Source organism: Streptomyces sp. NBC_00078 (assembly GCF_026343335.1).
Taxonomy (GTDB): Bacteria; Actinomycetota; Actinomycetes; order Streptomycetales; family Streptomycetaceae; genus Streptomyces.
This window is the reverse complement of the sequence record NZ_JAPELX010000001.1, coordinates 6027427-6049672: the sequence shown is the minus strand read 5'-3', so window position 1 is coordinate 6049672 and position 22246 is coordinate 6027427. Positions and strand designations below refer to the sequence as shown.

Below are 22246 nucleotides of genomic sequence, written 5' to 3'. Positions count from 1 at the left end.
CCCCGGATGCCCCAGCCCGTCCCCTTCCTCGTCACCGTCGCCCGATAACCTCACCTCATGAGCAGGCCCCCGAGCTTCACCCCGCCCCCCGGCGCCCGCGCGTACTCGCTGCGTACCGCGCGCGGAGAGTTCGCCGTCGTCGACTCCCCCGTGGCGGACGGAGTCGTGCCCAAGGGGACCGCGCTGTTGCTGCCCGGCTTCACCGGCAGCAAGGAGGACTTCAACCCGCTGCAGGAGGCACTTTCGGCGCGCGGTTACCGGACCGTCGCGGTGGACGGGCGGGGGCAGTACGAGTCCGACGGGCCCCAGGACGACGAATCGGCTTACGCCCAGGCCGAGTTGGCGCAGGACGTGCTCGCCCAGGCCGCCGCCCTCGGCGCCCCCGTGCACCTCGTCGGCCACTCCCTGGGCGGCCAGATCGCGCGGGCCGCCGTCCTGCTGGACCGCGCTCCCTTCCTGTCGCTCACGCTCATGGCCTCCGGCCCGGCCCAGATCTCCGTCTCCCAGCAGCAGCGCGTCAAACTGCTCCGGGACGCGCTCGCCGTGATGAGCATGGCCGACGTGTGGGAAGCGATCCAGGCCATGGAGCCGCCAGAGGAGACCGACACCGGCGACCTGGACGCGGGGCTCGACGACCAGGACGACCTGCGCCGGCGCTGGCTCGGCAACAAGCCCGCCCAGCTCATGGCCACGGGCCTCCAGTTGTGCGTCGAACCGGACCGGGTGGCGGATCTGGCCGCCGTGCCACTGCCGTTCCACGTCCTGTCGGGTTCCCGCGACGACACCTGGGCGGTGTCCCTGCTCGACGACATGGCGCTACGGCTGCGCGCGCACCGCACCATCGTCCAGAACGCCGAACACTCACCGAACACGGACAACCCACTCGAAACGGCCCGCGCTTTCGCGGACTTCTGGGACCGGGCAGAGGCCCGCTAGGGCTCCCGCACCGCAACGGGGAAATGCCCACCGACGGATTTCAGGCGCAGGACACCGGCTAGTACTGCGCCTGCAGGTGCTCCCAGAACCCGTCCCGCAGCGCGCGCCGCAGATCCGCCTGGCCGCGCAGTGAGTACTGCAGCAGGCCCTCCGCCTCCACCAGCAGGTCCTGGTCCACCGAGCCCGGCAGGTAGGGGTGTCCGGGCAGCAGTTCCACCAGGGACTCCCTGCCCCGCGCGGCCAGCCACTTCGCCGCGATCTGCGCGCCCACGAAGCGGACGCCCTCACGGGTGGGCCGGACCGCGGTGGACTCGTAGGCGGCCGCCGTGCGCCGGGCGACGTACGGCTTGAAGAAGTCGAGGTCGAGGGTGCGCTGACTGTCGACCTCCCAGAGCAGGGGCTCCGCCTGGTTGCGTCCCTCAGGGGCTTCGATGCCCCACAGGTGGACGCGCGCCCCGTACCCCTGCGCCGCCTCGACCGCCGACACCAGGTCCTCGTCGCCGCCCAGCAGGGCAGCGTCGCTGATCGCGCGGTGTCTGGCCAGGGACTCCAGATCCGACCTGATCAGCGAATCGACGCCCTTCTGCTGGTTGTTGGCATTGAGATTGCCCAGCCGGACCTTCACGTCCGGGAGCTCTGCGATCGACTGCTGCTCGGCGGTGTGGATACGGCGTCTCGCACCGTCGTACCAGTAGACGCGGAGCAGCCGGCTGTCCGCGAAGATCGTGCGGGCCTTGTCGATGAGTGCCTCGATCAGGCCCTCCGCGTCCAGGTCGAAGGCGCGCCGGTCCTCCGTGCCCGCCACCAGCCGGCCCGCGGCCGCGTACAGGTATCCCGCGTCGACGAAGATCGCATGCGTCGAGGGTGTCTTCGCCACCTCGGCGAGCATGCGCTGCAGTAGCTCGTTCGTACGGTCGATGCGGGCGCTGAGGGCCACGGGGTCGTCGTTCATCGCCTCTATTGTCCCGGCGGTCACGCTGCGAACACAACCGGTCCCGGTCGGTCTCCCCCGCGATGGCTTACCGCCTAGTAGTTAGCCGTTCGAAAAATTTCTTTAGCGTAGGGAATGTTTGTAACACGCAGCCCGTTGACTCCTACGAACACAGCGAGACGAAGGGAGAGGCCATGCGCTTCGAAATCATGCGACTCGACGAGGTCAACGGCACGACCGTGGACAGCACTGTCGTGGACGCCGCCTCCGTCAACCGGATCGTTCAGCAGGCTGCAGCCATCGGGCAGCGGCTCTGGATCCGGCCGGCCGAGAGTTCGGCCGTGTAACAGACGCGGATCACCGCTGAATCTTCAGAGCCCCCGTACGGCGTCGATGCCGTACGGGGGCTCTGCGCACAGCGGGGCAAGGAGCGGTCCGGTCGCGGCGAAGGGCGGGGCGGGCTCACGCGCCCTTGATCACCTGCGTGACGCCGTTGATGATCTGCTGCACGGCGATGGCGGAGAGCATCATGCCCGCGAGCCGCGTCACCAGGACCACGCCGCCGTCCTTGATGACCCGGATGATCAGCAGCGAGTACCGCATCACCAGCCACAGCACGACATGGATGGCGAGGATCGCGCACCACACCGACACCTGCGTGGCCACACTGCCGGCCTTCTGCACGGCGAGGATCACCGAGACGATCGCGCCCGGACCCGCCAGCAGCGGCATGCCGAGCGGTACGAGCGCCACGTTGACGTCCTTGGTCTGCTTCGGCTCGTCGGTCTTGCCGGTCAGCAGGTCGAGGGCGATGAGCAGGAGCAGCAGTCCACCCGCGATCATCAGCGCGGGCACGGAGACGTGCAGATAGTCGAGGATCTGATGCCCGAGCAGCCCGAAGACGGTGATCACGCCGCCGGCGACACAGACGGCCTGGAAGGCCATCCGCTTCTGCACCTTGCCGGGGCGTCCGGCGGTCAGCGCGAGGAAGATCGGGGTGATCCCGGGGGGATCCATGATGACAAAAAGGGTCAGGAAGAGAGAGCCGAAGACGGCGACGTCGAACATGGGTGAGTTACTGGCCTTGCAGGAGAGGGACGGTGAGGAACAGACGTGAGCGTGAACGGGAGTGGGAGGGGATCGTGCTCAGGCCCCGCCGGTCCCCGGCACCGGGAACGCCCCTGTCGCCCGCCGCGTGATCTCCCCGTACACCTCGGGATCCGTGACGTACTCGCCGAGCACGCACGTCTTGCGGCTGCCGTGGTAGTCGCTGGAGCCGGTGGCCAGCAGCCCCAGTTCCTTCGCCAGCCCGCGCAGTCGTGCCCGCGTCTCCTCGTCGTGGTCCATGTGGTCGACCTCGACGCCGTCGAGCCCGGCGGCGGCCATCTCGGCGATCGCGGACTCCGGCACCGTCCGACCGCGCTTGCTGGCGCCCGGATGCGCGAAGACGGTGACCCCGCCCGCGGCCTTGACCAGGCGGATCGCCTCGAAGGGGTCCGTCTCGTGCTTCTCGACGAAGGCCCGGCCTCCGTCGGCCAGCCAGTCCGGGGTGAACGCGTCGCTCACGGTCGGCACGACGCCGAGCTCGACGAGCGCGGTGGCGACGTGCGGGCGCCCGACCGAACCGTCACCGGCGATCCGCGCGACCTGCTCCCAGGTGACCGGCACGCCCAGCCCGTTCAGCTTGGCGACCATGCCCTGGGCCCGCGGCACCCGGTCGTCCCGCACCAGCTCGCGCTCGGCGAACAGCGCCGGCTCCTCGGGATCGAAGAGGTAGGCGAGCATGTGCATGGAGACACCGCCGACACGACAGGACAGCTCCGCACCGGTGACCAGCGTGAGCCCTTCGGGCAGCGCGCCGATCGCCTCGGCGTATCCACGGGTCGTGTCATGGTCGGTCAGGGCGACGACGTCCAGCCCGGCCGCGGCGGCGTTGCGCACCAGCCCGGCCGGCGTGTCCGTACCGTCGGAAGCGGTGGAGTGGGCGTGCAGATCGATACGCACTACGCGAACTCCAGGCGATGACGGGACGGAAGGGAACGCTCAAGGATAACCAGCTTTTCGCACCACCTCGTCACACCCGCAGCCAGTGAGCGACCTTTACACCAGCCCGCCCCGGGGTGCGCGGAACCGTGCGGCCGACCCCCTGCACCCGCAGCCGCCCACAGCCGCCCACAGACCAGGACACGCCACTGCGCAGGCGTTACGGCTCAAGCAAGCGCGGCGACAGCGCCCCACAGGGCACCAGCTCCACCTCGGCCCCCGCATCGCGCAAGTCGGTCAGCACCAGCTCGTCGTACATCAACAACCCCGACTGCTCGGGCCACACAACCGCCCAAAGCCACAGACCGCGCGCCTCACCCGCGAACACGGCACGGTCGTCCGGGCCGCCGGAGACATGCCAGAGCGGAGTGGGCCGACCGCCGGCCAGCACCTTGGCCTCGGGCGGCTTCTCGACGTTCAGATACGGCCCCGGATCCGGACCGTCGACACCCGCGTACCGGGCACCGAGCCCGACACCGAGTTCCTCGGCGACCAGGATCAGCTCCCCCATGCCACCGAGCGGCCCCGGCCCCGAGCAGGCCACCGCGGTGGCCCGGCCGCCGTGGCGGTCGTCGCCCGCGCAGGCCACGCCCGTGAACAGCCAGCCGACCGGCAGGGGCCACGGCATCCACACCGGCACCTGCGTGCGGTGCACCACGACACTGAGGGCCTCGACGCTGGGCGGGACCACAGGCTGCACCGGATGCACGGTGCCGTGCTCATCGCACTGCCACGAATCGGCGAAGAGTCCGGGAGCCCTGACCCGGCCACCACACTTCGGGCAACTGGGTTCGCCCCTCATAGGGCCCCACGGTCCTACCCTCGCTCCCCCACGTCAAGGACGATCACCCGTCCGGACGGAACCCTTCACCGGAACCCTCACCAGGCGAAAGTGGATGCTATTTGCATTAATTAGCTTTGCTAACTCACTAGGGCTTCGGCTCCAGCCGCATCGGCGGCACGAAGACCCTGCTGCTCGGCCTCGCGTTCGTCATGGTCTTCGCGGTCCTGGCGGGCACCTCGAACTCGGCCGGCGAAGTCGTCGGCTTCCGCGCCGGCCGGAGCCTCGGCAACGCCCTTTCCGTCTCGACGGCCCTCGCGGTCGTCGTCGGCGCGGCCACGGGCGGGAGTGCCGCCGCGATCCTGCTGTACGAGTCCGCCCTCGGCCTCGGCATGGCGTGCGGCCCACTGCTGGGCGCGCTGCTCGGCAACCAGAGCTGGCGCCACCCCTTCTTCGGCACCGCGTTCCTGATGGCAGTCGGCTTCCTGGGCATCACGACGTTCCTGAAGGAGTAGCCGAAGCCGGCCGGGAAGACCTCACTGCTCGACCCCGTCAAGGCGCTCGGCCAGGGCGCCAACTGACCTGTTCCAGCGGCGTGTTGGTGAGCTTGCTCACTCGGCGCGGTCAGTCCAGCGGGACGGACCTGCGGGAGGGGTCCCTCAGGTCCGTCCCGTTCGTCAGCCAGCGCTCCTGGAGGGCCTGGGCGCCGTGCACGCGCTTCCAGGCGGCCTCGTTCGCCGTCATGGGGAGCAGGGGCAGGAACCGCACGGGGTCCAGGGGCTCGTCGAGGTCGAGGTCCTCGGCCAGGCCGCCCGGTTCGGCGACCAGTACCGAGCTGAACGGGGCGCCGGGCCACAGGGGTTCGCCGACGTCGAGCGAGGCTCCCGGGGCCACGATGACACCTTCGACCTGCGGGGACGCGGCGAGTACGGCGAGCGGGCGAAGGACCTTGTCCGTGTCGGCGAGGCCGCCGCGCACCGAGAGGATCAGCTCGGCTCGCGGACCCTTGACCGGGTCGGCGAGCGCCGAGGAGGGATCGCTCATCGGCTGGGCGGACATGCCGAGCGTGGCGTAGCGGACGATGTCGCCCTGCTGGAAACGCAGTACCTCGATGCGGTCCGTGCCCAGGAACGTGACCGCCGCGCGGGCATCCGGTTCACCCAGCACGGTGCGCAACCGGGCCTCGACCAGAGGGAGAACATCAACCATGCGGTGAGCATAGAACTCGTCAGCGCCGGGCAAAGCAGTGCCTTGACAGTTTGGGCGGCTGATACTCTGGCCCGGTCGTTCGGGGCAGCACGCAGAAGCGTCGCGATCGAGTCCCGACGCCATTGAGACTCCCTTACGGGATTGAACCGTCCCTTACGAGGGACCGGCCGGAGGAGGTGGGGCTGTCATGGATCGAAGTCACCCGTGCAGTACCACTCGCTCTTCCTGCCGCTGATATCGCTGATCCGGCTCTGGCTGACTGCCGCCTTTCACGCTCACGTCTTCTCGCGGAAGAGCACTTCGTTTCGTTTTGCCTGATCTGTCTGATCTGACTCAGCAGCGAAGCTCGCCACCGCGACGGTGCGGTGCTCCCCGCTTTGTGGACGTGCCAAACACCCGCATGCAGGACGTCCCCATTCCGGGTAGTTCCACCCCTCGTCGGTGCCCTTTCGTTGCCTGCCACGAAGGAGCCAGCCATGTCGATGATCCGTGACCTCCGGGCCGCCGTCCGGCCGTCCCGCACCTCACTGCGCAAGGACACGGGCGCGTACGACACGACCCGCGACCCCGCGACTCCCTCCGCCGTCGTCGACTGCGCGGTCTACCGCGACGGCGCCCGCGTCGACAGTGGCAAGCCGATGACCCCACAGGAGGCGATGCGCCTGGTGCGTCGCGACGGAGGCTTCGTGTGGATCGGCCTGCACGAGCCGACGGAGGCCGAATTCGCCGGTATCGCGGGCGAGTTCGGACTGCACCCGCTGGCCGTGGAGGACGCCGTCCAGGCCCACCAGCGGCCCAAGCTGGAGCGGTACGACGACTCCCTCTTCACCGTCTTCAAGACCATCCACTACGTCGAGCACGACCAGCTCACCGCCAACAGCGAGGTCGTCGAGACCGGCGAGGTCATGTGCTTCACCGGACGGGACTTCTTCATCACCGTCCGGCACGGCGGCCAGGGCTCGCTGCGTGCGCTGCGGCACCGGCTGCAGGACGACCCCGAGCTGCTCGCCAAGGGCCCCTCGGCGGTGCTGCACTCGATCGCCGACCACGTCGTCGACGGCTATGTCGCGGTCGCCGACGCCGTCCAGGACGACATCGACGAGGTCGAGACCGAGGTGTTCTCGCCGGGGCGCCGGGGTGGCGTCTCGCGCGGTGTGGACTCGGCGCGGATCTACCAGCTCAAGCGCGAGGTGCTGGAGTTCAAGCGGGCCGTCTCGCCGCTGCTGCGCCCCATGCAGCTGCTGAGCGAGCGGCCGATGCGGCTGATCGACCCCGATATCCAGAAGTACTTCCGGGACGTCGCCGACCACCTCGCCCGCGTCCACGAGCAGGTCATCGGCTTCGACGAGCTGCTCAACTCGATCCTCCAGGCCAACCTCGCGCAGGCGTCCGTCGCACAGAACGAGGACATGCGGAAGATCACGTCCTGGGCCGCGATCATCGCCGTACCGACGATGGTGTGCGGGGTGTACGGGATGAACTTCAAGTACATGCCGGAGCTGCACTGGAAGTACGGCTACCCGGTGATCATGAGCGTCACCGTGGTGCTCTGCCTGGGCATCCACCGCGCCCTGAAGCGCAACGGCTGGCTGTGAGGGCTCCTGGATAGGCTGGGCGCATGACAAGCGAGCTGCTCGACCAGGCCCTCGTCGAGGAGGCCACCAAGAAGTCCGGCCTCATCTGGGTCAGCGGTCCCGGCGTCCCGGCCCGGGCGCTGTGGCACGTGTGGCACGAGGGTGCCGCGTGCGTGATCGGCGACGGACCGGGCGAGCAGCCGCTGCCGGGACTGGCCGACGGGGCCGCGGCCGAGGTGACCGTCCGCAGCAAGGACAAGGGCGGCCGACTGGTGTCCTGGCCGGCGAAGGTCGTGGAGCTTGCGCCGGGTTCCGAGGTGTGGGAGGCAACGGTCGCCGAGCTCAAGGGCAAGCGCCTCAACGCCCCCGACGGCGAGGCCATGCCGGACCGTTGGGCCCGCGAGTGCCGGGTGCTGCGCCTGGAGCCGGCCGGGGCCTCGGCGCCGCTGCCCGACGGCAGCCTGGCCGAGGCACCCCTGCCCTCACCGGCCACGACCCGCGAGCCGATGCCCGCGGGGCTGCCGCGCCTGCTGCTCAAGAAGCGCAAACGCCGCTGACGGTGCCGACGAGCGGGCTACGACGACGGCAGCTGCTTGCCGTAGTCCACCGTCTCGTTCTTCTTCGGCTCGGTCAGCGCGAAGTCCCTGCCCCAGGACGAGAAGGTCAGCGTGCCGGCGCCGCCCGCGCGCTCCAGGCGGAGCGGGTACGGCCGACCCTCCAGGGAGACGTCCAGCGTGCCCCCGGAACCTTTGTCGCCGGTGATGCGGATGGTGCGGGTACCCGCCTGCTCGTGGTGGCCGTCCGTCGCCAGCGCACCGTGCAGGGTCAGCAGGCCGTCGAGGAGGACGTCCTTGTCCGTGAACCCGCTGAACTTCTTGTACGAGGGGTCGCCCTGCGGCACCTTGACGTACTTGCCGTCGAGCGTGCCCGAGGTGGCTGCGTCGCTGTCGCCGTCCGTGTGGTTCCAGAACCGCGCGTCGGCCTTCAGATACAGCTGCTTCCCGATGCGCAGCAGCCCGAAGGCCGCCCCCTCGGAGGTGACCGTGCCGCTGCCGCCGCCGGGCTTCAGGCGCATGTCGAGTTTGTACGTGCGCCCGTTGGTGACCACGGTTCCGGAGAGCCGTACCGCCTCGGCGGAGTCGGCGGCCGCCCTGGTCTTCGACTGGATCGTGTCGGCCGGCAGCTTGCCGACCCCGTTCGTGCCCGCGTCGGCATCCTCGCTGCACCCCGCGAGCAGCCCCGTCCCCGTCACCACCAGAGCGCACACCGCACCCACCAGCGTCGTCCGACGGATCCGGCCCTGGCGCATCACAGTCACAGGTGGGGCTGCCTTTCTGTCGAGGAACGCGGGCCGAAAGGGCCCCAACGGCTACCGCAGCGTACCGGGGTCGCACAGACCGAACGGAGGCAGTCCGTCCGGACCCCCCACCAGGGCGGAGCCGATCGGCACGGGCTAGCCTGAAGCCCACCTGAGCGGGCAATTCGGAAAAGAAGCACAGCAACTCCACGCACTGCAATCCCGGAACACCCGTACGAAAAGGAGGCGCAGCCATGGCAGCGGGCGCCCCCCGGATCTTCGTCTCGCACCTCGCCGGCGTCCCCGTCTTCGACCCGAGCGGCGACCAGGTGGGCCGCGTGCGCGATCTGGTCGTGATGCTGCGGGTCGGGCGACGGCCTCCCAGGGTGCTCGGACTGGTCGTCGAACTCTCCACGCGGCGCCGTATCTTCCTCCCCATGACCCGGGTGACCGGCATCGAGTCCGGCCAGGTCATCACCACCGGGGTGGTCAACGTCCGCCGCTTCGAGCAGCGGCCCACCGAGCGCCTGGTCTTCGGTGAGCTCCTCGACCGGCGCGTCACACTCGTCGAGACCGGCGAGGAGGTCACCGTCCTCGACATCTCGGTGCAGCAGCTGCCGGCCCGACGGGACTGGGAGATCGGCCGGGTGTTCGTACGGAAGGGCAAGAGCGGCACCTTCCGCCGGGCCAAGGGCGAGACCCTGACCGCCGAGTGGTCCGCCGTCACCGGCTTCTCCCTGGAGGAGCACGGACAGGGCGCCGAGAGCCTGCTGGCCACCTTCGAGCAGCTGCGCCCCGCCGACCTGGCGAACGTCCTGCACCACCTCTCCCCCAAGCGCCGCGCCGAGGTGGCCGCGGCCCTCGACGACGACCGCCTCGCCGACGTCCTCGAAGAGCTCCCCGAGGACGACCAGATCGAGATCCTCGGCAAGCTGAAGGAGGAACGCGCCGCCGACGTCCTGGAGGCCATGGACCCGGACGACGCCGCCGACCTGCTCTCCGAACTCCCCGAGGAGGACAAGGAGCGGCTGCTGAGCCTGATGGAGCCCTCCGACGCGGCCGACATGCGGCGCCTGATGTCGTACGAGGAGCACACGGCCGGCGGTCTGATGACGACCGAGCCGATCATCCTGCGCCCCGACGCCACCGTCGCCGACGCCCTCGCCCGCGTGCGCAACCGCGACCTGTCGCCCGCCCTCGCCGCCCAGGTCTACGTCTGCCGCCCGCCCGACGAGACACCGACCGGCAAGTACCTCGGCACGGTCCACTTCCAGCGGCTGCTGCGCGACCCGCCGTACACCCTGGTCAGCTCGATCATCGACGACGACCTGCAACACCTGGACCCCGATGCCCAGCTGCCCGTCGTCGCCGGGTTCTTCGCGACGTACGACATGGTCGCGGCGCCCGTCGTCGACGAGGCCGGGTCGCTGCTGGGCGCGGTGACGGTGGACGACGTACTGGACCACATGCTGCCCGAGGACTGGCGGGAGACCGAGTTCCACCTGGACGAGGGCGAGGGTGCCGAGGGGGCGAAGGCCCATGGCTCCTGAGCGCGACATCGGCCGCGAGCGCACCCCTGCGGGGGCGACGGCGTCCTCGCGCACGCGTGCCCGGCTGGACCAGCCCCGGCCGGCGCGCCGTCGGATCCTGCCCGAGTGGGACCCGGAGGCCTTCGGACGGTTCTCGGAGCGCATCGCGCGCTTCCTGGGTACCGGACGGTTCATCGTCTGGATGACGGTCGTCATCATCGCGTGGGTGCTGTGGAACATCTTCGCACCGCGTGACCTGCGCTTCGACAACTACCCGTTCATCTTCCTGACCCTGATGCTGTCGCTCCAGGCCTCCTACGCGGCCCCGCTGATCCTGCTCGCCCAGAACCGGCAGGACGACCGGGACAGGGTCAATCTGGAACAGGACCGCAAGCAGAACGAGCGGTCGATCGCCGACACCGAGTACCTGACCCGTGAGATCGCCTCCCTGCGCATCGGCCTCGGCGAGGTCGCCACCCGCGACTGGATCCGCTCCGAGCTGCAGGACCTGGTCAAGGAGCTGGAAGAACGGCAGGACGGTCACCACGAACATGCCGTATTCCCGGCAGAACGGTCGCGCAGACGTGACGTAGAAGACCGCTGACCGGCATCCCGGGGGCACCTCGCGGAGCCGTACCATCGTCCTTATGGCTAGCGAAGACGCGGTGCGCGAGGCACTGGCGACGGTGAACGACCCCGAGATCAACCGGCCCATCACCGAACTCGGGATGGTGAAGTCGGTGGAGATCGGCGCGGACGGGACGGTCGCGGTCACCGTGTACCTGACGGTTTCCGGCTGCCCGATGCGCGAGACGATCACCCAGCGCGTGACCGAGGCGGTCTCCCGCGTCGAGGGCGTCACCCGCGTCGACGTCACGCTCGACGTGATGAGCGACGAGCAGCGCAAGGAACTGGCGACCGCCCTGCGCGGCGGTACGGCCGAGCGAGAGGTCCCCTTCGCCAAGCCGGGCTCGCTCACGCGCGTGTACGCGGTCGCGTCCGGCAAGGGCGGCGTGGGCAAGTCCTCGGTGACGGTGAACCTGGCGGCGGCGATGGCCGCCGACGGCCTGAAGGTGGGCGTCGTCGACGCCGACATCTACGGCCACTCCGTGCCGCGCATGCTGGGCGCGGACGGGCGCCCGACCCAGGTCGAGAACATGATCATGCCGCCGTCGGCGAACGGCGTGAAGGTCATCTCCATCGGCATGTTCACCCCGGGCAACGCCCCGGTGGTGTGGCGCGGCCCGATGCTCCACCGCGCCCTGCAGCAGTTCCTCGCGGACGTGTACTGGGGCGACCTGGACGTCCTGCTGATGGACCTCCCGCCCGGCACCGGCGACATCGCCATCTCGGTCGCCCAGCTGGTCCCGAACGCCGAGATCCTGGTCGTGACGACGCCTCAGCAGGCGGCCGCGGAAGTGGCCGAGCGCGCGGGTTCCATCGCCGTCCAGACCCACCAGAAGATCGTCGGCGTCGTCGAGAACATGTCCGGCCTGCCCTGCCCGCACTGCGGCGAGATGGTCGACGTCTTCGGCACGGGCGGCGGCCAGTCGGTGGCGGACGGCCTGACCCGCACGACGGGCGCGACGGTCCCCGTCCTCGGCTCCATCCCGATCGACGTCCGTCTGCGCCAGGGCGGGGACGACGGCAGGCCGGTCGTCCTCACCGACCCCGACTCCCCCGCGGGCTCGGCCCTGCGCGGGATCGCGGGGAAGCTCGGCGGTCGGCAGCGCGGCCTTTCGGGGCTGTCGCTGGGGATCACGCCGAAGAACAAGTTCTAGGGCAGTTCCAACGCAGTTCCGGGGCCGGCCCAGGACTGGACACGACTGTGGGGCGCCGTCCCGGTGGGACGGCGCCCCACAGTCGTCACGCCTTGCTAGGCGTACGTGCTGATGTCCTTGATCATGGCGAAGCCGAGGCCGTACGCGCTCATGCCTCTTCCGTACGCCCCCACGTGCAGCCCTTCGCCCGTGGACCCCGCGAGGACCCAGCCGAACTCGGACTCGCGGTAGTGGAACGGCGTGGGCACCCCGTCCACGGGGAGGGAGAGCGTCGACCACTCGGGGCCGGACAGGTCGTCGGCCAGGGCCCACGCCGTCTCCGTCTGCTGCTCCAGCCAGTCGTCCCGCAGGGAGTGGTCCATCTGCCCGGGCCAGGTGAAGGACAGCAGCCCCACACCCGCGAGCCAGGCCGCCGAGGACACCGACGTGGCCTCCAGCAGCCCCGTGCCGTCGGCACTGCGCCGTACGGGGCTCGCCGCGACGGTCACCACGACCGCGAACTTCTCCCGCGGCTCACCGGAGCCGGCCGCGTACTCGTTCTTCACGGAGGGCTCGTCGCCGTGTCCGATCGAACCGTGTTCGACGGCTCCGTCGGCCGCCGTCCCGACCTGCATCAGCCAGCGCGGCCCCGTGAAGGCCTCGTCGAGGCCGTACCAAGGGAAGGGCGCCAGCAGGTAGCCGTCGACCGTGCGCCGGGCGGAGGGAAGCTGCTGTCCGCCCTCTGCGGCCGCCGCCTGCGCGACTGCCTGACTCGTCGTCTCCATGTGCCCGGACGCCTCCTCGTTCTCGTCGGACCGGAGCGGCCCGCCCCCCTTCGGGCGGCGTTACTCCTTGAAGTACGGTCCGCACAACAACTCGGCAGCATAGCCACCCCACTCAAGACAGCAGGGAAACCGCCCGCCACGTGGGTCGCGCAGAGGCCCGGTTCGGGCCCCGCGGAGGCATCACCGAGTATGAAACGCGTCACGTACGACGGGGGTGAGCGGCCCGGGCGTACGGCTCAGGTGGCGTCCGCGTCGAAGGGCGGGCGGTCGTCTTCCTCGGGCTTCTTCGTCATGTCGACTCGGCCGCGGGTGGAGTCGGAGGACGACGAGGCCGACGACGGCGAGTCCGCCTCGCGGCTGTGGACCGCGTCCGTGACCTCGGCCATCTCCTTCTTCAGGTCGAAGCCGTTGCGGATCTCCTTGAGCCCCAGGTCGTCGTTGTCCAGCTGCTTGCGGATGAACGTCTTGGGGTTGAGGTCCTCGAAGTCGAAGTCCTTGAACTCCGGGCCGAGTTCGGACCGGATGTCCTGCTTGGCGCTCTCCGAGAACTCACGGATCTTGCGAATGGTCCGCGTGACGTCCTGAATGAGCTTCGGGAGCTTGTCCGGACCGAAGACGAGTACGGCAAGGACAACGAGCGTGACCAGCTCGAGCGGTCCTATGTCATTGAACACCTGAAGCTCCTTGCGATGTCCTCGGTCCTCGGCCCTCGGTGGTCTGTGCCGGTCTTCCGTGGTCCGGGCCGGATCCACGGTACCCGGCCATCCCGTACGACCGGTACTGTCCCGGGGGCTCCGAGTGGGTCTTCGTGGGTGGTTTTGGGGGTTGTTTGCCTTGTGCGGCACCAGGTGAAGCGGCGGCAGGGGCTCCCGCTGACGTTTTCTGTGAACTTTGCCTGAGTCTCGCCGCGTATCCCCTGAATCTCGCCACCCTTCCTCAGCCGCCGTCCGAGGAGCCGAGCACCAGCGAGATCCTCTTCTCCTTGCCGTCGCGCAGCACCGTCAGCTCCAGGCGGTCGCCGGGGCGGTGGGCGCGCGTCCTGACGATCAGTTCCTCGCCGGAGTGCACGCGCCGGCCGTCCACCGCGGTGATGACGTCGCCCGCCTTGATGCCGGCCTTGTCGCCCGGGCCGCCGGCGTTCACTGCGGGGCCGCCGCCCTGTGCCTTGGCGCCGACGCGGGCGCCGTCGCCCGTGTAGTCCATGTCGAGCGTGACGCCGATGACCGGGTGGGCCGCCTTGCCGGTGTTGATGAGTTCCTCGGCCACTCGCTTGGCCTGGTTGACGGGAATGGCGAACCCGAGACCGATCGAACCCGCCTGGCCACCGCCCGAGTCCGCGCCGTCGTCGGCGGAACGGATGGCGGAGTTGATGCCGATGACACGGGCCTCGGAGTCGAGGAGGGGCCCGCCGGAGTTGCCGGGATTGATCGGCGCGTCGGTCTGAAGCGCGTCGACGTACGACACATCGCTTCCGCCTGAGCTGTCACCGCCGGCTGTGATGGGCCGTTCCTTGGCGCTGATGATGCCCGAGGTGACGGTGCCCTCCAGGTCGAAGGGAGCGCCGATGGCTACGACGGGGTCGCCGACCCGGACGTTGTCGGAGTTGCCCAGCGGCATGGGCTTGAGCCCGCGCACATGGCTGACCTTCACGACGGCGAGGTCGTAACCGCTGTCCCGTCCGACGACGGTGGCCTTGGCCGTGTCCCCGCTGTCGAAGGTCACGGATATCTGGCCGGCGGAGCCGGCGGCCGGTTCGACGACGTGGTTGTTGGTGAGGATGTGCCCCAGGTCGTCCAGCACGATGCCCGTCCCGGTGCCGGACTCCTCGGCTCCGGTCACATGCAGGGTCACGACGCTCGGCAGGGCCCTTGCGGCGATCCCGGCCACGCTGTCCGGCGCCCGCCCCGCGGGCTCCTTACCGGCCTGCGGCAGCTCTACGGCTCCCACACCGCCGTTGCGCTCCAGGTAGGTCCCGATGACGCCACCGACGCCCCCGGACACCAGCGCAAGCGCCACGGCACCCCCGACAAGGGCCCTCTTCAGCCGCCTGCGCCGCTTGTCCTTGCTTTCGACGACCGCCCCGTTCTGCTGAAGGGGGGCGGGAGCCCAGGGGTCGTAGTTCTGCCAAGGCGTGGAGGAGGACTGGGAGGGGGGTGGGGAGGAGGCTGCTGCCGGGCTTTGGGGAGAGGGGCCGGCGAAGGAGGACGGTACGCCGGGGGCGGGCATGCCCGGCTCCGGAGCCGCCACGGGAGCCTCAGCAGGTGAAGCGTGCGGCACCTCCGCCGGGGCGGAGGTGCCGGAGACCGGCGTCGGCGCCGCGCCCTGAGCCGTTGCCGGTACCTGGGGCAGCGTGCCGTGTGGCGCAGGAGCCGTCGGTATCGCCGCACCGTGGTGGGCGGCCGGTGCCGGTATCGCCGTCGTCCCCTGGGCGGTTGTCGCCGCAGGGTGCTGCACCGGCGGGGCGGGGGCCCAGGGGCCGGGCTCGCCGTAGGGCGGGGTGCTGTAGGGGTCGGGGTCGTGCAGGGGCCTGGGGCGCTCACCGGTGGGGGCGGAGGCCTGAGCCGGGTCCACCTGGGTGACGGACGCCGTCGCCGCGGGCCTGTCCAGCTCGAAGTCACCGTCGGCACGGGGCGCGCCCGACACCGCCGTCTTGGAGCCGCTCACCGGGCCGCCCGCCGCCTCGGCGGCCGAACCGACAGCCGTGCCGCTGTCCGCCTGCCCACGGGCCACATCCTCCGGAGCCCGTGGCGCCCGCAACTCGAAGTCGCCCTCGGGCAGGGTTCCCTGCCCATGACCGGCGTCTGCGGAACGCCTCGTCCCGGCGCCCTCTGCGGAGGCCGCGCTTTCGGTCACGACGCCGTCCGGCCGGTCCACCGCGGGGGCGCCGTCGGAAACAGCCGTGCCCTTGCCGGTGTCCGGGCGTCCCAACTCGTAGTCGCCCCCGGAGGCGGTCACGGGCCCGCTGTCCACACCGTCCGGGCGCGCCAGCTCGAAGTCACCGTCGGAGATGTACTCGGCGTCCGGCGGGCCCACCTCACCGGGGCGCGGCGCGGGCGCGGCCCCCTCCGCCTGCCCCGCAGGATCCTGCAGGCGTGGCCGGTTCCACCACTTCGGCTTCGTGGGCTTCCCCTCGTTCATGCTCTCCCCACAGCTGGCCACGGCACGGCACAGCTCGGCAGCCGTGGCCTCAGTTGTCGACTCCGCGCGCGGCTGCCTGCCGTGGGCGCGGCCCACCCTGGATTCAACCAGGTTCGCAGGCCGTCGCGCAGAGGCCGGTCAGCGGGAGGTGTGAGGTGAGGAGGGAGCGGTGGTCGAGTCGGGGAGGGGGGCGGCGAGAAGGCCGGGGGACGAGGCCTCGGGGGCTGTGGACCACGAGGTCAGGGTGAGCGGAGGGGTGGTGGAAAGCGGGCGTATCAGTGGGGACATCACGGCGGCGCCCGCCATCACGGGGGTCGTCAGCATGTGCATGGCCTGCTGCCCGACTCGCAGCGCGCCCACGGGGCTCGCAGCGCCCGGCAGCAGCGGCGCGGACACCTCGGTCGGGGCCACCGGGGCCTCACCGAACGACTGCCGGCCCTGCGCGAGCAGCGGGCCCCGGCGTCGCTGGTTCTCGGGAGCCGTCGCGGCACCCGTCCCCTGCGTACGCGTCGGAGTCACATTGCTGCCCGCGCCCGTGCCACCGCGCGCGTCCGCGGTGTCGGTCGGGCTGACCGTCGTGACGCCGCCCAGCGCGATCGCGGCGAGCGACACCGCACCGGCGGCGGCGAACGCGAACCGCATCCCGCGCGAGGCCGACCGCTCGGCCTCGTGGCGGCTGACGTCGTGTATGTGGAAACCGCGGCCGGATTCGGGGAGCGCGGAAGAGGGGGTGTGCGGGGTGGAGGGGACGTAGCCGAACTCGAAGCGGTCGCCCCGCTTCATGCCGAAGACGCCGGTGGTGCCGAACTTCCCGGAGGCCGAACCGGGGAGTGCTCCCCCGCCGTACGGCGAGCCGCCGTCCGAATCGTCACCTCCGGCAGGGAGCCCCTGGAGACGAGCCAGGAAGCTCTCGGAGGGCGGCGGCGGGGCGGCCTCCGCGAACACGTTCTTCAACTGTCGCTGCGCATCCGCCTCGGCCTTGCACCTGGCACAGGTGGCCAGGTGCGCGAGGACTCGCTCGCGCGACTCATGGCCGAGCTCTCCGTCCACCAGGGCGGAGAGTCGGTCTCCCAGGTGCTGCTCGGCCAGACGCCTCTCGGCGGGGCTGGGTGGTGATCCACTCACGCGCTCGCGCCCCCTCCCCCCAGTGCGGCCACACGCGGCACGAAGGAGCGCCGCTCGGCCGCCCGGGCCTCCGGCGACCGGTGCGCGAGGGCCTTGCGCAGCTGCGAACGGCCGCGGTGGATCCGGGAGCGGACCGTGCCGAGCTTGACGCCCAGGGTCGCGGCGATCTCCTCGTACGACAGTCCTTCGATGTCGCACAGGACGACCGCGGCACGGAACTCGGGTGCGAGGGTGTCGAGGGCCTGCTGGACGTCGGCGTCGAAGTGCGCGTCGTTGAAGACCTGCTGGGGCGAGGGCTCCCGGCTGGGCAGCCGCTCGGCCGCGTCCTCGCCGAGCGCGTCGAAGCGGATCCGCTGCTTGCGGCGGACCACGTCCAGGAAGAGGTTGGTGGTGATGCGGTGCAGCCAGCCCTCGAAGGTGCCCGGCGTGTACGTCGACAGCGAGCGGAAGACGCGGACGAAGACCTCCTGTGTGAGGTCCTCGGCGTCGTGCTGGTTGCCGGTCAGGCGGTATGCGAGGCGGTATACACGGCCGCTGTGCGTGCTGACGATCTCCTCCCAGGTGGGCGGAGTCCACGCCTGCCCGTCCGCGTCGGTGGAGAAAGTCGCGGTCTGGGCGTGGTCAGCGGCGTGGCTGGGGTCAGCAGCGGTGTCGTTCACGGATTTCGGCCTACCCGCCGATCCGAGGAAGCGCCGCAGCACTCCTCCCCGATCCACAGGCGCAGCCGCACCTCCCCTATCGGCTCTGGTGGTGTCCAGTGGAGCCCCTACCATAGCCACCTCGCCCGTTAGCTCCGGATAAGCGGTTTTACGAGAATTTGATCTGGGCTGATACCGCTCGGACCGCTGCGTCAGCAGTTGCTCGGGCGCCTGCCCCTCATCGTGATCCAACTGTGTCCCCCCGCCATCGTTCCCACCCCTCTAAACGCCCGGTCCCATCAGCAGGTTCCCGGGCCCAACGGATACAGTCACGCCGAGGCAACCACGGGGACAGGAGAGGGTCATTACCGGCAACCGGCAGACGAGCTGGGCGTTCGCCGACGCCTACGTCGCCGAGGACGAAGTACTGCACTGGGCCCGTGACCGGGCCCGTGATGCGGGGCTGCGCTCGGTGTCGCCCGGCACGGGCTCCGCGCTGCGCTTGCTGGCCGCCTCGGTGGACGCCAAGGCGGTGGCGGAGATCGGTACCGGCACCGGCGTCTCCGGCATCCATCTGTTGCACGGCATGCGCCCGGACGGGGTGCTGACCACGGTGGACCCCGAGCCCGAGCACCAGCAGTTCGCCCGCCAGGCCTTCCGTGCCTCCGGTTTCGCCAGCAATCGCGCCCGCTTCATCCCGGGCCGCGCCCTGGACGTCCTGCCTCGCCTCGCGGACGCCGGTTACGACCTCGTCTTCTGCGACGGCGACCGGCAGGAGGTCATGGACTACCTCGCTGAATCGTTGCGCCTGCTGCGTACGGGTGGCCTGGTGGTCTTCGAGGGGGTCTTCGCGAACGGCCGTACCGTCGACTCGGGACCGCAGCCCACCGAGGTCCTGCGGCTGCGGGAGCTGCTGCGTGCGGTGCGCGAGACCCAGGAACTGGTGCCGTCCCTGCTGCCGGTCGGCGACGGGCTGCTGTGCGCCGTCAAACGCTGAGCCCTGCACGGCGATGAACTCCGCACGACGCTGAGCCCCGCACGAAGATGGGCCCCGCACGGCGGTGAACTGCACAAACACCAACCCCGGCACCGTTTTGGATGCCGGGGTTGTCGAAAGGGTATCGTCGCTTCCGCGTCAGCCGACGACCTTCTTGAGGGCATCGCCGAGCGCGTCGGCCTCGTCAGGGGTCAGCTCGACGACGAGCCGACCGCCGCCTTCGAGCGGAACACGCATGACGATGCCCCGCCCCTCCTTGGTCACCTCGAGCGGGCCATCGCCCGTTCGCGGCTTCATGGCCGCCATGCTCGTTCCCCTTCCTGAAACCAGCTCATCGTCAAAGCCGACGGCCCTGGGAGGGCACGCATGTCTAGCGTGAGACACGCGACACCGGCGTCGAACACATTGCTTCCAAGCCATTATCCCGCATCTCAGGACCCGATGACCAACATCAGTCGGCATCGCTTGGGCAACGCGCGCGAGCAAAACCACCCAATTCGGCGATGTGACTGCGATACTGCGCCGCCGCACGGACCTCCACGGACCGGAATCCGCCCAGAATTCTTTGACGCAGGTCACACGTCCACTCAGGTCTCCCGGCGGTGATCTCCGCCATGCTGTCCTACGGACAGGGGCGTACCGGCCGGTACGCCCGAGCCGCGACGGCGGAGGGGAACACACCATGGCGGACACCGTGCTCTACGAGGTGAGCGACGGACTCGCGACGATCGCGCTCAATCGCCCCGAGGCGATGAACGCGCTGAACATCGCGACGAAGGTCGCCCTGCGGGAGGCGGTTCGCTCCGCGGCCGAGGACGACGCGGTACGGGCGGTGCTGCTGACCGCCGCCGGAGAGCGGGCGTTCTGCGTGGGGCAGGACCTCAAGGAGCACATCGGGCTGCTCGTGCAGGACCGGGAGACGGGGTCCGGGCAGACGATGAGCACGGTGAAGGAGCATTACAACCCGATCGTGCGGGCCCTGGCGGGGATGCCGAAGCCCGTGGTGGCCGGGGTGAACGGGGTTGCGGCCGGGGCCGGCTTCGGGCTCGCTCTCGCCGCGGACTACCGGGTGGTGGCGGACACGGCCGCCTTCAACACGTCGTTCGCGGGTGTCGCGCTGACCGCCGACTCCGGCATCTCATGGAGCCTGCCGCGGGTCATCGGGCCGGGACGGGCCGCCGACCTGCTCCTCTTCCCGCGGAGCATCAAGGCCCAGGAGGCCTTCGATCTGGGTATCGCGAATCGTCTCGTGCCGGCCGCTGAGCTGCCTGCCGAGGCCGCGAAGGTGGCTCGCGCGCTGGCCGAGGGACCGACGGTGGCGTATGCGGCGATCAAGGAAGCGGTGGCCTACGGGCTCTCGCACTCGCTCTCCGAGACCTTGGACAAGGAGGACGAGCTGCAGACTCGGGCGGGGTCCTCGGAGGACCATGTGATCGCGGTGCAGGCGTTCGTGAACAAGGAGAAGCCGAAATATCTGGGGCGGTGAGCGCCGTCGGGGGGCGGGTTCGTCGTGGCCTTCGCCCCCCACGCGGCGCAGCCGCACATGGACACGGCCTCGCGGCCCTAAGCGGCCCTCCGGGCGACGCATGCCTCCAAGTGGTCGTCGACCAGTCCGCACGCCTGCATCAGGGCGTACGCCGTTGTCGGGCCGACGAAGCGCAGGCCCCGCTTCTTGAGGGCTTTGGACAGAGCCGTCGATTCGGGGGTGACCGCCGGGACGTCCCCCAGGGTCTTGGGGGCCGGACCCGGGGACGGGGCGTAGGACCAGATGAAGGTGTCCAGCTCATCCGGCGCCCACTCCTCCAGCACGCGCGCGTTGGCCACTGTGGCGTCGATCTTGGCGCGGTTACGGATGATGCCCGCGTCGGCGAGGAGGCGGTCGCGGTCCGCGTCCGTGAAGGCGGCGACCTTCTCGATCCGGAAGTCGGCGAAGGCGGCGCGGAAGCCCGGGCGGCGGCGCAGGATCGTGATCCAGGACAGACCGGACTGGAAGGCCTCCAGGCTGAGGCGCTCGAAGAGGGCGTCGTCGCCGTGGACCGGGCGGCCCCACTCCTCGTCGTGGTACGCCACGTAGTCCTCGGTGGACAGGGCCCAGGGGCAGCGCAGCCCCCCGTCGGGGCCGGCGAGGGCGGTGCCGTCGCTCACTGCTGTTCCTCCCGGCCGTGCTGCGCCGGCTTGTCGACGGAGACGTGGTGGGCGGCGGCCTGGGCGCCCGCGAGCGCGGATTCCAGGTCGGCGATGCGGGCGTCGCGCTCGGCGAGTTCGGCGCCGAGCCGGTTCAGGGCGTCGTCGACGTCCGACATGCGGTAGCCGCGGGCGGCGAGCGGGAAGCGCAGGGTGTCGACGTCGGCGCGGCCCACCGGGCGGTCCGGCGGCAGCGGGTCCTGCAGTCGCTCGGGGGCCACCTCGGGCAGCGGGCCCTCGCCCTCTCCGCCGCCGACCACGGCGAGTGTCACCGCGGCGACCACGACGGCGAGAGCGATGACCAGGAACAAGAACATAACCATCGCTGTGGTCCCCACGCTCGATGTCCGGAAGCTGAATCTGTCAGGGTCCGATCGTGCCATGCGACTCTGACAGTTAGGGTCGCAGGCGGCCTGAAGGCCGGGACACCCAGGACGTACTAGGAGAGGTCACAGGGCATGCTCAGGCTGGGCAGGCGCGAATTCGAGGCGCACGAGCCGGTGATCATGGCGATCGTGAACCGGACCCCGGACTCCTTCTACGACCAAGGAGCGACCTTCCGCGACGAACCCGCCCTCGCGCGCGTGGAGCAGGCCGTCTCGGAGGGCGCCGCCATCATCGACGTCGGCGGGGTCAAGGCCGGTCCGGGGGACGAGGTGTCGGCCGAGGAGGAGGCGCGGCGGACGGTCGGCTTCGTGGCCGAGGTGCGGCGGCGCTTCCCGGATGTCGTCATCAGTGTGGACACCTGGCGGGCCGAGGTCGGCGAGGCCGTGTGCGAGGTGGGGGCGGATCTGCTGAACGACGCGTGGGGCGGTGTCGACCCCGGCCTTGCGGAGGTCGCGGCGCGGTACGGCGTCGGACTGGTGTGCACGCACGCGGGTGGGGCGCAGCCGCGGACCCGTCCCCATCGGGTGACGTACGACGACGTCGTGGCCGACATCCTGCGGGTGACGCTCGGGCTGGCCGAGCGGGCGGTGGCGCTGGGGGTGCCCCGGGAGTCCGTGCTGATCGATCCCGGGCACGACTTCGGGAAGAACACGCGGCACAGCCTGGAGGCGACGCGGCGGCTCGGGGAGATGGTCGGGACGGGCTGGCCCGTGCTCGTCTCCCTGTCCAACAAGGACTTCGTGGGCGAGACCCTGGACAAGCCGCTGAAGGAGCGGGTGGTCGGGACGCTCGCCACCACGGCGGTCTCGGCCTGGCTCGGCGCGCAGGTCTACCGCGTGCACGAGGTCGCCGAGACCCGCCAGGTGCTGGACATGGTGGCGTCGATCGCGGGTCACCGGCCCCCGGCGGTCGGCCGCCGGGGGCTCGCGTAG

The 22246-nt window shown here is 70.5% G+C and carries 24 protein-coding genes and 1 pseudogene; 11 read left to right on the top strand and 14 right to left on the bottom strand.

What is annotated here, in order from left to right; genetic code table 11:
- Window positions 1-57: 57 nt before the first annotated feature.
- Window positions 58-936, top strand: coding sequence for an alpha/beta fold hydrolase (locus OOK07_RS28550; RefSeq protein ID WP_266799299.1), 879 nt, complete (start codon window positions 58-60; stop codon window positions 934-936).
- A 58-nt stretch (window positions 937-994) separates the two neighbouring features.
- On the opposite strand, the gene OOK07_RS28545 is transcribed toward OOK07_RS28550, so the two are convergent.
- The gene (locus OOK07_RS28545; RefSeq protein WP_266684548.1) at window positions 995-1888 is read right to left on the bottom strand and encodes an NYN domain-containing protein; all 894 of its coding nucleotides are present in this window, start codon (window positions 1886-1888) and stop codon (window positions 995-997) included.
- 173 nt (window positions 1889-2061) lie between these two features.
- On the opposite strand from OOK07_RS28545, the gene OOK07_RS28540 reads away from it, so the two are divergent.
- The gene (locus OOK07_RS28540) at window positions 2062-2214 is read left to right on the top strand and encodes a DUF8834 family protein (protein ID WP_266521137.1); all 153 of its coding nucleotides are present in this window, start codon (window positions 2062-2064) and stop codon (window positions 2212-2214) included.
- Between the two features lie 115 nt (window positions 2215-2329).
- Here the strand turns inward: OOK07_RS28540 and OOK07_RS28535 are convergent, their stop codons facing one another.
- The 3 genes from OOK07_RS28535 to OOK07_RS28525 form a co-directional block, all read right to left on the bottom strand.
- Window positions 2330-2935 carry a MarC family protein gene (locus OOK07_RS28535; RefSeq protein ID WP_266684547.1) on the bottom strand — a complete coding sequence of 202 codons (606 nt, stop codon included), beginning with the start codon at window positions 2933-2935 and terminating at the stop codon, window positions 2330-2332.
- Window positions 2936-3013: 78 nt separating this feature from the next.
- On the bottom strand, window positions 3014-3871 hold the full coding sequence (locus tag OOK07_RS28530) for a PHP domain-containing protein (protein WP_266684545.1): 858 nt from the start codon (window positions 3869-3871) through the stop codon (window positions 3014-3016).
- Window positions 3872-4070: 199 nt separating this feature from the next.
- Window positions 4071-4712, bottom strand: a complete 642-nt coding sequence (locus OOK07_RS28525) for a DUF6758 family protein (RefSeq protein ID WP_266684544.1) — start codon at window positions 4710-4712, stop codon at window positions 4071-4073.
- A 131-nt stretch (window positions 4713-4843) separates the two neighbouring features.
- Here OOK07_RS28525 and OOK07_RS28520 point away from each other — a divergent pair.
- A pseudogene (locus OOK07_RS28520) lies at window positions 4844-5203 on the top strand (MFS transporter); the annotation flags it as partial.
- A 112-nt stretch (window positions 5204-5315) separates the two neighbouring features.
- On the opposite strand, the gene OOK07_RS28515 reads toward OOK07_RS28520, so the two are convergent.
- Window positions 5316-5900, bottom strand: coding sequence for a suppressor of fused domain protein (locus OOK07_RS28515; RefSeq protein ID WP_266799297.1), 585 nt, complete (start codon window positions 5898-5900; stop codon window positions 5316-5318).
- A gap of 476 nt (window positions 5901-6376) precedes the next feature.
- Between OOK07_RS28515 and OOK07_RS28510 the strand changes: the two genes are divergently transcribed.
- Both OOK07_RS28510 and OOK07_RS28505 read left to right on the top strand, forming a co-directional pair.
- On the top strand, window positions 6377-7495 hold the full coding sequence (locus tag OOK07_RS28510) for a magnesium and cobalt transport protein CorA (protein ID WP_266684542.1): 1119 nt from the start codon (window positions 6377-6379) through the stop codon (window positions 7493-7495).
- 23 nt (window positions 7496-7518) lie between these two features.
- On the top strand, window positions 7519-8031 hold the full coding sequence (locus OOK07_RS28505) for a hypothetical protein (protein ID WP_266684540.1): 513 nt from the start codon (window positions 7519-7521) through the stop codon (window positions 8029-8031).
- 17 nt (window positions 8032-8048) lie between these two features.
- Here the strand turns inward: OOK07_RS28505 and OOK07_RS28500 are convergent, their stop codons facing one another.
- The gene (locus OOK07_RS28500) at window positions 8049-8783 is read right to left on the bottom strand and encodes a hypothetical protein (protein ID WP_266802053.1); all 735 of its coding nucleotides are present in this window, start codon (window positions 8781-8783) and stop codon (window positions 8049-8051) included.
- Window positions 8784-9025: 242 nt separating this feature from the next.
- On the opposite strand from OOK07_RS28500, the gene OOK07_RS28495 reads away from it, so the two are divergent.
- The 3 genes from OOK07_RS28495 to OOK07_RS28485 are packed head-to-tail and all read left to right on the top strand — an operon-like array spanning window position 9026 to window position 12081.
- Window positions 9026-10321 (top strand): magnesium transporter MgtE N-terminal domain-containing protein, encoded by a 1296-nt coding sequence (locus OOK07_RS28495; RefSeq protein WP_266799296.1) that lies wholly within the window; start codon window positions 9026-9028, stop codon window positions 10319-10321.
- Window positions 10311-10904, top strand: coding sequence for a DUF1003 domain-containing protein (locus OOK07_RS28490; protein WP_266684538.1), 594 nt, complete (start codon window positions 10311-10313; stop codon window positions 10902-10904). The genes OOK07_RS28495 and OOK07_RS28490 overlap by 11 nt, the downstream gene beginning before the upstream one ends.
- A gap of 43 nt (window positions 10905-10947) precedes the next feature.
- Window positions 10948-12081: an Mrp/NBP35 family ATP-binding protein gene (locus OOK07_RS28485; RefSeq protein ID WP_266799295.1), complete on the top strand. Its 1134-nt coding sequence runs from the start codon at window positions 10948-10950 to the stop codon at window positions 12079-12081.
- Window positions 12082-12176: 95 nt separating this feature from the next.
- On the opposite strand, the gene OOK07_RS28480 is transcribed toward OOK07_RS28485, so the two are convergent.
- From OOK07_RS28480 to sigE, 5 genes are all read right to left on the bottom strand, one after another.
- A complete protein-coding gene (locus OOK07_RS28480; protein WP_266684534.1) occupies window positions 12177-12845 on the bottom strand; it encodes a hypothetical protein in 669 nt (222 codons plus the stop codon).
- Window positions 12846-13081: 236 nt separating this feature from the next.
- On the bottom strand, window positions 13082-13519 hold the full coding sequence (locus OOK07_RS28475) for a sec-independent translocase (protein WP_266684532.1): 438 nt from the start codon (window positions 13517-13519) through the stop codon (window positions 13082-13084).
- A 262-nt stretch (window positions 13520-13781) separates the two neighbouring features.
- Window positions 13782-15983, bottom strand: coding sequence for a trypsin-like peptidase domain-containing protein (locus OOK07_RS28470; protein WP_266799293.1), 2202 nt, complete (start codon window positions 15981-15983; stop codon window positions 13782-13784).
- A gap of 138 nt (window positions 15984-16121) precedes the next feature.
- Complete coding sequence (locus OOK07_RS28465) at window positions 16122-17108, bottom strand: anti-sigma factor family protein (RefSeq protein ID WP_266799291.1); 987 nt, start codon at window positions 17106-17108, stop codon at window positions 16122-16124.
- Entirely contained in the window at window positions 17105-17809 is a 705-nt protein-coding gene (gene sigE, locus OOK07_RS28460; RefSeq protein WP_266802052.1) for an RNA polymerase sigma factor SigE, read from the bottom strand. The genes OOK07_RS28465 and sigE overlap by 4 nt, the downstream gene beginning before the upstream one ends.
- 235 nt (window positions 17810-18044) lie before the next feature.
- Here sigE and OOK07_RS28455 point away from each other — a divergent pair, with 235 nt between their 5' ends.
- Window positions 18045-18743, top strand: a complete 699-nt coding sequence (locus tag OOK07_RS28455; protein WP_323178164.1) for an O-methyltransferase — start codon at window positions 18045-18047, stop codon at window positions 18741-18743.
- Window positions 18744-18881: 138 nt separating this feature from the next.
- Here the strand turns inward: OOK07_RS28455 and OOK07_RS28450 are convergent, their stop codons facing one another.
- A complete protein-coding gene (locus OOK07_RS28450; protein WP_003966491.1) occupies window positions 18882-19049 on the bottom strand; it encodes a DUF3117 domain-containing protein in 168 nt (55 codons plus the stop codon).
- A gap of 376 nt (window positions 19050-19425) precedes the next feature.
- On the opposite strand from OOK07_RS28450, the gene chcB reads away from it, so the two are divergent.
- The gene (gene chcB, locus OOK07_RS28445) at window positions 19426-20229 is read left to right on the top strand and encodes a 2-cyclohexenylcarbonyl CoA isomerase (RefSeq protein WP_266799289.1); all 804 of its coding nucleotides are present in this window, start codon (window positions 19426-19428) and stop codon (window positions 20227-20229) included.
- Window positions 20230-20306: 77 nt separating this feature from the next.
- Here the strand turns inward: chcB and OOK07_RS28440 are convergent, their stop codons facing one another.
- Both OOK07_RS28440 and OOK07_RS28435 read right to left on the bottom strand, forming a co-directional pair.
- Window positions 20307-20888: a DNA-3-methyladenine glycosylase I gene (locus OOK07_RS28440; RefSeq protein WP_323178132.1), complete on the bottom strand. Its 582-nt coding sequence runs from the start codon at window positions 20886-20888 to the stop codon at window positions 20307-20309.
- Complete coding sequence (locus tag OOK07_RS28435) at window positions 20885-21244, bottom strand: DivIVA domain-containing protein (RefSeq protein ID WP_266802049.1); 360 nt, start codon at window positions 21242-21244, stop codon at window positions 20885-20887. The genes OOK07_RS28440 and OOK07_RS28435 overlap by 4 nt, the downstream gene beginning before the upstream one ends.
- 141 nt (window positions 21245-21385) lie before the next feature.
- On the opposite strand from OOK07_RS28435, the gene folP reads away from it, so the two are divergent.
- On the top strand, window positions 21386-22246 hold the full coding sequence (gene folP, locus OOK07_RS28430) for a dihydropteroate synthase (RefSeq protein WP_266684524.1): 861 nt from the start codon (window positions 21386-21388) through the stop codon (window positions 22244-22246).